The organism is Mesorhizobium sp. M0778 (assembly GCF_040320105.1).
Taxonomy (GTDB): domain Bacteria; phylum Pseudomonadota; class Alphaproteobacteria; order Rhizobiales; family Rhizobiaceae; genus Mesorhizobium.
Genome location: NZ_JAMYPA010000031.1, coordinates 49,122 through 57,708 on the forward strand (window position 1 = coordinate 49,122; position 8,587 = coordinate 57,708).

Below are 8,587 nucleotides of genomic sequence, written 5' to 3' on the forward strand. Positions count from 1 at the left end.
CTAACGTCCCCTGTTATGCGTCCGCTCGTAGAGCTCACGGATGATGCCGCTTGCCGTGGTCTCGAACAGAAACGGCAAGAAAGCATGAATGAGCGCGGCAAAAGCCGCCATGAACAATCGCGACGAGAACCATGCGGCGAAAGCCATATGGCCGAAATAACTCTCGCCGACCGCGGCCGGGTGAGAGGTGAAAAGTCTTGCGAGCCGTGCGGTCATGTCGATCCCTCCTGCCGGCATGAAGAGCCGACGATGAATATCCTGGCATGGGTGTTCGGTTCATCGGTCCCAAATTGTCCTTGTGAAAGGCTGAATTTTGGGACAAACATCCCACATGACGCCGGAAATCGACGAAATAGACCGGAGATTGCTGGCCGAGCTGCAGCGCGACGGCACGCTGTCCGTCGACCAGCTCTCGGCAAGAATATCGCTGTCGCGCAATGCCTGCTGGCGCCGGGTCAAGCGGCTGGAGGAAGACGGCGTCATCACCGGCCGCGTGGCGCTGGTCGACGCCGACAAGCTCGGGCTCGGCCTTTCCGTGTTCATCCTGATCCGCACCTCGAATCACGATCCCGACTGGCTGCAAAAATTCCGGGCGGCGGTGACCGGCTTTGCCGAGATCACCGGCGCCTACCGCATGTCCGGCGATCTCGACTATGTCTTGCGCGCCCGTGTCGCCGACGTCAAAGCCTATGACCGGCTCTATCAGCGGTTGATCGCCAAGGTGGCGTTGTCGGACGTTTCGGCCTCGTTCGTCATGGAAGAGATCAAGGAGACCACGATCGTTCCGATGGAACTGCGCTGAGGCGGAACTGCGCTGAAAGAAAGCCGTTGATAGCATTGTCGCCGAGTTGACTGGACCGGCGTTCGCGACGATAGGATCAGCCTTATGCGCGCAGCACTTTATCCCACCTCCGTCATCGGTCCGGCTGTCGGCTTCGTCAGGCTGCCGCATGGCGAGGGATTGCCGCTTCCCGCCTATGAGAGCTCGGGCGCCGCCGGCATGGACCTGCGCGCCGCCGTCCCGGACGACAGGCCGCTCTTGATCCTGCCGGGGAAGCGCGCACTGGTGCCGACCGGCCTGGTCCTGGAAATTCCCGAGGGCGTCGAAGGCCAGGTCCGGCCGCGTTCGGGCCTCGCCTTCAAGCACGGGCTCACCTGCCTCAACACGCCCGGCACCATCGACAGCGACTATCGCGGCGAGGTCAAGGTGCTGCTGATCAATCTCGGCGACGAGGATTTCGCGGTAACGCGCGGCATGCGGATTGCCCAGATCGTCTTCGCCCCGGTGACGCAGGCGACCGTCGAGGAGCGCACATTGGCCGGCGGCACAACGCGCGGCTCCGGTGGCTTCGGATCGACCGGCACGGCCTGATGAGCGCGGCGAAATGAAGATCCCCAAGCTCGTCATCTTCGATTGCGACGGGGTTCTGGTCGACACCGAGAACCTGGCCAACCGGCGCCTCGCCGAATGGTTGAGCGCGGCAGGCTTTCCGGCCAGCTTCGAATATTGCCGCAAGAATTTCTCCGGCCGCAGCATGGTCTCGGTGCAGAAGGAAGTCGAGGCGACCGGCGTCAGCCTCGGCGCCGATTTTGTCGAGCGCTGGAACGCCGGCCTGCCGGACCTGTTCGCGCATGGCGTCGAGGCCATCCCCTACGTTCGCGAGTTCATCGAAACCGTGCACGCCGCCGGCATCGCCACCTGCGTCGCCTCGTCGGCACGGGTATCGAAAATGCACATCACACTCGGTCAGACCGGGCTGCTGCCGCTGTTTGAGCATGCGCTGTTCAGCTCGACCATGGTCTCGCGTGGCAAGCCGTTCCCCGACCTCTTCCTGCATGCGGCAGCGACGATGGGCTTCGCGCCCGCCGATTGCATCGTCATCGAGGACAGCGTCGCCGGGACGGCAGCCGGCATCGCCGCCGGCATGCGCGTCTATTCCTACCACGGCGACCCGCTTTCCGACCGCGACGGACTGAGCGAAGCCGGCGGCATCCTGTTCGACGACATGCGTGAACTGGCCGGGCTGGTGCCGATCCACTAATCGCCTTTGCGCAGGCTGTACGCGCTCGATCTCAGACCGGGCGTGACGCTCCAAGTACTCGGTCGACCGTGTCGCGTATAAGACTGCGCAGATTGGCCGGCCTGTCGAGATGACTGACGACAAGGAGTCCGTCCGCCGCCACCGTTAGCGCGTCCGCGGTGCGGTCCGGATGGGAATTTGCGTCCGCGATCAGCAGATCCCTTAGGATGCCCCACTTCCAGTGACGATGCTTATCGATCGCCTGGCGAACCGGGCTGCTGGGATCGGGGTATTCGGCAGCGGCATTCTGGAACGGGCAGCCGCGGTAGCCCGGCTGATCCGCCGCATCGGCGATGAGATCGAATATGGCAAGGATCATCTGGCGAGGTGGCCGCCGGCCAAGTCTCGCGATGGCCGCCCATCCTCCCTTGCTGACCTCCTCGATGTAGGCGCGGACGAGGTCGTCCTTGGCCGCGAAGTGATGATAGAACGTCGCCTTGGCAACGCCGGCTTCGGCGATAATGCGGTCGATGCCGACTGCACGGACCCCCTCCAGACAAAACAGCGCGGTCGCCGTATCGAGGATGCGGCGGCGCGCAAGGCTTTCGGGGCGATCGTTGATTCGGGCTGTGGACATGCCTTGACTGTATAGCAGACAGGTCTGTATATCTACACATGTAGACAGACAGGTCTACCCACCAGCGGAGGAAAAGTGAACATGGCTTCGATAGTCAGGGAAATCATCGTAGATGCTCCACCGGAAAGCGTATGGGCGACGGTCGGCGACTTCGCCGGCGGCGCCCAACGGATAGCCCCAGGCGTTTTCGTCGACTGCCGGGTGGAGGAGGGCGACGTGCGGGCCCTTATGTTCGCCGACGGCAAGATTGTGCGAGAGCGGCTCATCGCTCGCGACGAGCAGAGCCGGCGGATCGTGTGGGGATGGCTCGGCGACGAGGTCACCCACGATAACACTTCCATGCAGGTCTTTGCCGAGGGCGAGGGCCGGAGCCGCCTGGTCTGGATCCACGACACTCTGCCCGACGAACTCGGCGCGTGGCTCGCAGCCGCCATGGATCACCTGGTGCCGGTTTTCCAGCAGACCCTGGCGACCGAAGCCAAGCCAACATAGTGAGGCAACGCCAGGTGTTTCCCCTTGGCCGCAAAATGCTCTAGCTTGCGCGCGCCCGACATAACGAGCGCGCGCATGACCTTCTCCCTGCTTCGTTTCATCTTTGCCTGCCTGCTGCTGCCTTGTCTTTGGACGGGCAGAGCGGAGGCCGTCAGCTTGCCGGAGCTCGGCAGCGCCGTCCCTGGCCACGGCGATGTCACCTATCTCGATCTCGCCAGGATGGTCATTCCCGATCTGGCCGCGGACAAGGACGGCTTTTTCCGGGGTTCGATGCCGATCGAGATGCGCCACATCGCTGGTCCGGACTACGACGGCTCGCCGCCGGCGACGTCGGGTCTTTCCAACGCCGGCGTGCTCGGCATCAAGGCCGGCGGCAAGGAGCGGCTGACCATGCTGTTCGACCTCGGCGACTCGCCTGACAGTGCCGAGGGCTATGCGGTGCTGGCACTCTACGACATCACCGGCAAGCCGGCCCTGCTCGACGCGGTCAATGTCGCTGTCGACCGCATCACCTATCTTCGCGATCCGGGCAAGCTGCCGATCGGGCCTGGTGACGACGCCATCATCAGCATGAGCACGCATTTCAATTCGAGTCAGGGCTATGGGATCACGCCGCTGATCATGGTCCGCAGCGAGAGGTTCGAGCTGATCGACATGATCTATACGTTCGACGAAAACCTCTGCACCAACCGAAGGACGCAGAATGCGGCGTTCCAGGCGATTGCTGACGGCCAGCCCTATGCAGCCATCAAGGTTACGGTGACCGACGCGACGGTACCGGGCGAAGAAAGCTGCGACGGCCAGCAGCCGCCAGCGGCGTCTTCGCGCAACATTTCCGTCACCTATCATTGGGACAAAAACGCTTCGCACTACGTCAAGGATTCCGACGCGCTGGACCGATTGGCAGAAGAGAACGCCAAACGCTTCTGAGCCAACCGCATTTGTTTGCCCGGCGCGTTCCGCCGGGCTAGAATTTGCCTCACATTCTGCACTGGAGGGGAGCATCCATGGATAAGGGCAAGATTTTTCGCGACCTGCATGCCTCGATCTTCGTGATGGCCAATTCCTGGGACGTCGGCACGACCAAGCTTTTGGCCTCGTTCGGCTTCAAGGCGCTGGCGACGACCAGCGCCGGTTTTGCCTTTTCGCGCGGCCTGCCCGATGGCGCGGTGACGTTCGAGGCGATGATCCACCATTGCCGTGAAGTGTCGGCGGCGACCGGGCTGCCGGTTTCGGCGGATCTCGAAAAGGGCAAGGGCGACAGCGCGACAAGTGCCGGCGAGACGATCTTCGCCGCCGAGGCGGCTGGCCTCGCCGGCTGCTCGATCGAGGACCATACCGGCGAGCCCGACAAGCCGATCTATGATTTTTCGCATGCGGTCGAGCGCGTCGCGGCGGCGGCGGAAGCGGCACGGGCGCTGAAACGCGATTTCGTCTTCACCGCGCGGGCCGAGAATTTCCTGTGGGGCAAGCCCGACCTCGACGATACGATCAAGAGGCTGCAGGCGTTCGAGAAAGCCGGCGCCGACGTGCTCTATGCACCAGGGCTGAGCGACATCGAGACGGTGCGGACCGTCTGCTCGGCGCTGACCAGGCCGGTCAACGTCATGGCCCGGCCTGGCTTCACCATCGCCGACCTGGCCATGGCGGGGGTAAAGCGCGTCTCGCTCGGCCCATGGCTCACCAATTTCGCCTTCGGCATGCTGGAGACCGCGGCGCGCGAGATCCAGCAGGACGGCACGTTCGGCTTCACCCGCGCCGCCATGCCATTCGGCAAGCTGCAGGCGCTGTTTGCCAAATCTTCAGCCTAGGTAGGCCCCGGCGAATGACGCTCACCGTCGTCGACATGCACACCGGCGGCGAGCCACTGCGGATCGTCACCGGCGGCTACCCCGACATTCCCAAGGGCACGATTCTCGAAAGGCGTGCCTATGTGCGCGACCATCTCGATCATCTCAGAAAGATCCTGATGTTCGAGCCGCGCGGCCATTACGACATGTATGGCGCGCTGCTGGTGGAGCCTGACCTGCCGGGCGCCGACCTCGCGGTGCTGTTCATGCACAATGAAGGCTATTCGACGATGTGCGGCCACGCCATCGTCGCGCTCGGCCGCTATGCCGTCGACGAGCGGCTGGTGGCGCCACGCGAGCCGATGACGACGGTCAATATCGAGGCGCCATGCGGGCTGATTTCGGCTGCGGTCGAGGTAAGGGATGGCAAGGCCGGTGCGGTGTCATTCGAAAGCGTGCCGGCGTTTCTGTTTGCCCGCGACCAGCGGATCGAGCTGCCGGGCTACGGCGCAGTCGGCTTCGACATCGCCTATGGCGGCGCCTTCTATGCGCTGGCCGACTGCCGCCAGTTCGGGCTGGAATTCGGCAGGAACCGGGTGCGCGATTTCGTCGATGCAGCGACGGCGCTGACCAATAAGCTCAAGGCCGAATTGCCGCTGTCGCATCCCGACCATGCCGATCTCGCCTTTCTCTACGGCACCATCCTGACCGACGGACAGGATGCGATCTCCGATACGCCGACCAAAAACATCTGCGTTTTCGCCGAAGCCGAGGTCGACCGTTCGCCGACCGGCTCGGGCGTCACCGCGCGGCTGGCGGCCATGCACGCCAAGGGCCAGATCGAGATTGGCCGGACACGGCTGTTCGAGAGCATCGCCGGCTCGCGCTTTTCCGGCGCGGTCGTGCGCACGGCCAAAGCCGGGCCGCATGACGCCATCATCGCCCGCGTCGGCGGCCGCGCTTACTACTCAGGGCGGGCCGAATTCATTGTCGAGGACGACGACGAACTGGGGCGCGGCTTTCTGCTGCGCTAAGCATCATCCCGCGCCGAGATCGCCTTGTGCAGGTGCACCATCATGGCGGCGGCGAACAGCGGCGTCAGAAGGTTGAGCAGCGGCACGGCGAGGAAGGCGGCGACAACCAGCCCGGCCAGGAACACGGTGACCGCGTGCTTCCTGCGCAGCGCCTTGGCCTCGGCCTCCGGGCGAAAACGCATGGCGGCGAACTCGAAGAACTCGCGCCCGAGCAGATAACCGTTGACGACGAAGAAGGCGGCGATATTGATGCCTGGCACCAGCAGAAGCAGCAGGGCGACGATGTTGCCGAGGATGACGACGCCGAAGAACCTGATCGCCAGCACCAGCGAGCGCAGCGCCGGCACTGCGCGGCCGGGCGGATCGTTGGGATAGTCGGTGCGCTCGACGACTTCGGCGACGTCGTCGAGGAACAGGCCAGCGATGATCGCCGTCACCGGCGCGATGAGCAGCGCCAAGCCCAGCGCAAGGCCGATGCCGGCGACGACGGCGCCCAGCCATCCGGCCCAGGAGGGCAGGCTGGGCAGCCATGCATCGATCCATGGCCAGGCCAGCCAGTCGAACAGGCCCTTGATCCCGAACCAAAGTGCCGCCAGCGTCAGCAAGGTCAGCCCCAGCGTCTTCACGAACACGGAACGGAATTCGGGCGAGAACAGCCGGCTCAAGGCGGCGCGGGCGGCGTCGAGGATCACGGCGTTTCCAATTCCATGTCAAACGTGCTCGTGGCTGAGATCTCCGGAATAGGCGGCGACAGCGCAGGCCGCAAGTGCCCTAGCGCGCGACCTTCGCCTGGGGAATGGTCATCGCCGCCACGCCGACGACGACCAGGGCCATTCCCCACCACGCGCTCGGACCAAGGCTTTCGCCAAGGAACACGGCTCCGATAGCAACGCCGATCGGCACCCGCAGATAGGCTTGCGAGGTGGTGCCGACGGAGCCCAGCGTGTGGAGGAGACGGAAATAGATGCAAAAGGCCAGCGCGGTTGAAAACACCGAAAGCCCGAGCAGCGCAAGGATCGAAGCTGTCGACGGCGCCAAGGTCCATGGCTGGTCGAACGCAAGGCCCAAGGGGATCAGCATCGCGGCGCCGCAGAGCATCGAACCGGCGGCCGGCACCATCGGGTCGAGCCCCCTGAAGCCGCGGCCGAAAACGGCCGCGCCGGCATAGCAGATCGTCGCCGCGATCACGGCAAGTTGCGGTAACAATTGCTGTCCGAGGCCGCCAAGCGCCGGGGCGCCGACAACGAGGCATATTCCGGCTATTCCCGCCGCGACGCCAAACAGCTTGCGCATGGTCGACGGTTCGTGGCGGGTGATGAGGGCGGTCAGCAAGAAGGTAAAGATCGGCGAGGTCGCATTCAGGATCGTGGCCAGCCCGGCATCCAGCGAGCGCTCGGCCCAAGCGATCAGCGTGAACGGCACGACGCTGTTGAGGCATGCCTGGAATGCAAACCGGCGCCAGCTTGTGGCATCACCCGGCAAGGTCAGCCCGCGCCAGCGGATCAGGGCAAGCAGGATGCCACCCGCGATCAGGGTTCGCGCGGCGATCAGCGTCACCGGCGGGATCGTCGCTACGCCGATCTTGATGAAGCTGTAGGATGCACCCCAGAGCACCGCCAATATGACGAGCAGCACCAGCTCGATCCTGGTGTCGGTTTTCATAGACATGGCCGGCGGGCACCTCTGGGCATCGCTCATCTCAGCCATGCTTGTAAGCCAGGCACGCGAGAAATGCTTCGGCCGCCATCCAACGATGGTGGCTATGCTGACATTCGTCGGATCGCCGCATTGTCGACTAGGCAAAGCCGCATCAAACAGCTAGACCCGCCCGCGCCCCGCATGGCAGAAAGCCGGTGGGTTTTTGGCGGAGACATGAATTGATGCCGGACTATGACGTGCTTTGTATCGGAAATGCCATCGTCGACATCATCGCCCAGTGCGATGAGGCGTTCCTGGAAACCAACGGCATCATCAAGGGCGCGATGAATTTGATCGACACGAGGCGCGCCGAACTGCTCTACAGCCGCATGGGCCCGGCCATTGAAGCCTCGGGCGGCAGCGCCGGCAACACGGCGGCGGGCGTCGCCTCCTTCGGCGGTCGCGCCGCTTTCTTCGGCAAGGTCTCCAACGACGCGCTCGGCAAAATCTACGCGCATGACATGCATGCCCAGGGCGTCGCCTTCGACACAAAACCGCTCGATGGCGAACCGCCGACGGCGCGCTCGATGATCTTCGTCACGCCGGACGGCGAGCGCTCGATGAACACCTATCTCGGCGCCTGCGTCGAGCTCGGCCCGGAGGATGTTGAGGCCGACAAGGCGTCGGGCGCCGCCGTCACCTATTTCGAGGGCTATCTGTGGGACCCGCCGCGCGCCAAGGAAGCGTTCCGGCAGACGGCGAAGTTCGCCCATGCCGCCGGGCGCGAAGTATCGATGACATTGTCGGACTCGTTCTGCGTCGACCGTTACCGCGACGAATTCCTCGACCTGATGCGCTCCGGCACCGTGGATATCGTCTTTGCCAACAGCCACGAGATCAAGTCGCTCTACCAGACCGCGTCCTTCGACGAGGCGCTGGCGCAGATCCGCAGGGACTGCAAGATCGCCATTGTCA

The 8,587-nt window shown here is 64.1% G+C and carries 12 protein-coding genes; 8 read left to right on the top strand and 4 right to left on the bottom strand.

Annotated elements, in window-relative coordinates:
- Positions 1 to 216 carry a DUF6356 family protein gene (locus NKI22_RS28875; RefSeq protein ID WP_023717932.1) on the bottom strand — a complete coding sequence of 72 codons (216 nt, stop codon included), beginning with the start codon at positions 214 to 216 and terminating at the stop codon, positions 1 to 3.
- A 115-nt stretch (positions 217 to 331) separates the two neighbouring features.
- Between NKI22_RS28875 and NKI22_RS28880 the strand changes: the two genes are divergently transcribed.
- The 3 genes from NKI22_RS28880 (at position 332) to NKI22_RS28890 (ending at position 2,042) form a co-directional block, all read left to right on the top strand.
- Complete coding sequence (locus NKI22_RS28880) at positions 332 to 802, top strand: Lrp/AsnC family transcriptional regulator (RefSeq protein ID WP_023717931.1); 471 nt, start codon at positions 332 to 334, stop codon at positions 800 to 802.
- An 84-nt stretch (positions 803 to 886) separates the two neighbouring features.
- On the top strand, positions 887 to 1,372 hold the full coding sequence (dut, locus tag NKI22_RS28885) for a dUTP diphosphatase (RefSeq protein ID WP_023717930.1): 486 nt from the start codon (positions 887 to 889) through the stop codon (positions 1,370 to 1,372).
- A gap of 13 nt (positions 1,373 to 1,385) precedes the next feature.
- A complete protein-coding gene (locus NKI22_RS28890; RefSeq protein WP_352484934.1) occupies positions 1,386 to 2,042 on the top strand; it encodes an HAD family hydrolase in 657 nt (218 codons plus the stop codon).
- Between the two features lie 31 nt (positions 2,043 to 2,073).
- Here the strand turns inward: NKI22_RS28890 and NKI22_RS28895 are convergent, their stop codons facing one another.
- Positions 2,074 to 2,658: a TetR/AcrR family transcriptional regulator gene (locus tag NKI22_RS28895; RefSeq protein WP_352938426.1), complete on the bottom strand. Its 585-nt coding sequence runs from the start codon at positions 2,656 to 2,658 to the stop codon at positions 2,074 to 2,076.
- Between the two features lie 81 nt (positions 2,659 to 2,739).
- Between NKI22_RS28895 and NKI22_RS28900 the strand changes: the two genes are divergently transcribed.
- From NKI22_RS28900 to NKI22_RS28915, 4 genes are all read left to right on the top strand, one after another.
- Positions 2,740 to 3,150: an SRPBCC family protein gene (locus tag NKI22_RS28900; RefSeq protein WP_023717927.1), complete on the top strand. Its 411-nt coding sequence runs from the start codon at positions 2,740 to 2,742 to the stop codon at positions 3,148 to 3,150.
- Positions 3,151 to 3,225: 75 nt separating this feature from the next.
- On the top strand, positions 3,226 to 4,080 hold the full coding sequence (locus NKI22_RS28905; RefSeq protein ID WP_352791987.1) for a hypothetical protein: 855 nt from the start codon (positions 3,226 to 3,228) through the stop codon (positions 4,078 to 4,080).
- 77 nt (positions 4,081 to 4,157) lie between these two features.
- On the top strand, positions 4,158 to 4,961 hold the full coding sequence (locus NKI22_RS28910) for an isocitrate lyase/PEP mutase family protein (protein ID WP_352484928.1): 804 nt from the start codon (positions 4,158 to 4,160) through the stop codon (positions 4,959 to 4,961).
- Between the two features lie 14 nt (positions 4,962 to 4,975).
- Complete coding sequence (locus tag NKI22_RS28915) at positions 4,976 to 5,974, top strand: proline racemase family protein (protein WP_352484926.1); 999 nt, start codon at positions 4,976 to 4,978, stop codon at positions 5,972 to 5,974.
- On the opposite strand, the gene NKI22_RS28920 is transcribed toward NKI22_RS28915, so the two are convergent.
- On the bottom strand, positions 5,971 to 6,666 hold the full coding sequence (locus tag NKI22_RS28920) for a sulfate transporter family protein (RefSeq protein ID WP_352484924.1): 696 nt from the start codon (positions 6,664 to 6,666) through the stop codon (positions 5,971 to 5,973). The two genes, NKI22_RS28915 and NKI22_RS28920, sit on opposite strands and share 4 nt — an antisense overlap.
- Positions 6,667 to 6,745: 79 nt before the next feature.
- Positions 6,746 to 7,636, bottom strand: a complete 891-nt coding sequence (locus NKI22_RS28925; protein WP_502897725.1) for a DMT family transporter — start codon at positions 7,634 to 7,636, stop codon at positions 6,746 to 6,748.
- A gap of 218 nt (positions 7,637 to 7,854) precedes the next feature.
- Here NKI22_RS28925 and NKI22_RS28930 point away from each other — a divergent pair.
- A partial coding sequence (locus tag NKI22_RS28930; RefSeq protein WP_352959333.1) for an adenosine kinase occupies positions 7,855 to 8,587 on the top strand: 733 nt, incomplete at its 3' end.